Raw genomic sequence first — 1,478 nt, 5'->3', positions numbered from 1 at the left:
CCGCCACGTCCCCCGCCTTCGCCGCCCCGTCGCCGGCCCTGTCGCCCGCCCCGGCGCAGCCGACGACGTGCCAGGAGCTCGCCGCCGCGCGCTTCGTCGTCGCGGACGCCGCGCGCGCCGACGGGCCGGGCGTCCGGGTCAGCGGGCGCTCCGCCACGGCCTCGTGCGCAGGCCCGGCCGGGGTGGCCTTCGACGTCTCCCGCGACGTCGTCACCGTCCGGCTCGTGGCCGGCGCGACCGTGGTCGTGCTTGCGCCCGACGACGCCGGGCCCGCCGTCCGCAGCCTCCCGCCCGCGGCGCTGCCGGCCTGGCTGTCGAGCGGCGGGACGGCGCGCACCTTCCAGGTCACCGGCCCCGCGAGCGCCGCCACCGCCCTGACGGAGCAGCGCCGCCCGTGAGGTGGGAGGGGCCCACCCGGCCGGGTGGTTCGTCGCCCTGCGGGACCGTCCCGTCGCACTGAGGGACCGGGTGGTGCGTCCTGGACTAGCGTGTCGGCGTGCCACCGGTGGACGCGCGCAGGCGGACGGCGGCGCGCCCGCGCCGCCCGAGCGGCCCCGCGCCCCACGTCGCGGACCGCGCGGAGCTCACCGTCGACGCCCTCACGCCCGTGCTGCTCGCGGTCGCGGTGCTGTTCGCCGCGCTCAGCGTGCTGCACCTGCTGCTGCGGCCCCCGGAGACGGGACGGCCGCTGGCCGCCGTCGCGGCCTCGCTCGCCCTCGCCTACGGCCTCGCGCGGGCGGCCTGCTCGGTACCGCGCCTGCGGGGGTGGGTGCACGCGCACGGCGACACCGTCGCGCTCGGGGTCGCGCTCGTGGGGTCGCTGCACGGCTTCGCCGTGCTGCTCGTGGTCGGGGAACCGGCCGGGGTGGGGCCGGTCGTCCTGTTCGCCGTGGTGGTGGGGGCGCTGGCCACCGACCGCCGCTACGCCGTCCTGGTGGTGGCCGTCGCGGTGGGGCAGTGGCTCTGGGTCGCGGCCGGGCACGGCTTCAGCCGTCCCTGGCTGCTGGCCACGGTCATGGTCGCGTGCTCGGTCGTGCTGGCGCAGGTGCTCTGGGCGGCGCGCGCCCGCACCGCGGACACGCTCGCGGCGGCCCGGGCCGCCGTGCTCGAGGCGACGCTGAGCGACGAGGTGACGGGGCTGCGCAACCGCCGGGGCCTGCTCGTCCTGGGCCGTGCCGTGCTGACGCCCGGGCGCGGCGACGAGCGTCCGGCCCTGCTGCTCTTCGCCGACGTGGACGGGCTGAAGCGCGTCAACGACCGGTGGGGCCACGCCGCGGGCGACGCCCTCCTGCGCTCCGCCGCGGACGTCATGCGCGCCGTCGCCGGGCCCCGGGACGTGGTGGCCCGCCTCGGCGGCGACGAGTTCGCGCTGCTGCTGGACGGCGCGGCCCCCGGCCAGGGCGAGGTGCTGCGGCAGCGGCTCGAGCGCCAGCTGGCCGCGCGGGGGGTGCCGGCGAGCGTCGGGTGGGCGCCCGCCC

At 80.1% G+C, this 1,478-nt stretch carries 1 protein-coding gene and 1 pseudogene; both read left to right on the top strand.

Annotated features, from left to right (window positions below; genetic code table 11):
• Positions 1–398: pseudogene (locus GTR02_RS21690) on the top strand (hypothetical protein); the annotation flags it as partial.
• A gap of 98 nt (positions 399–496) precedes the next feature.
• On the top strand, positions 497–1,478 hold a 982-nt coding region (locus GTR02_RS24805; protein WP_166609536.1), incomplete at its 3' end, for a diguanylate cyclase domain-containing protein.

The organism is Kineococcus siccus (genome assembly GCF_009906795.1).
In the GTDB taxonomy this organism is placed as follows: domain Bacteria; phylum Actinomycetota; class Actinomycetes; order Actinomycetales; family Kineococcaceae; genus Kineococcus; species Kineococcus siccus.
Note: the sequence above shows the minus strand (reverse complement) of the source record. Positions and strands in the feature narration are given on the sequence as shown.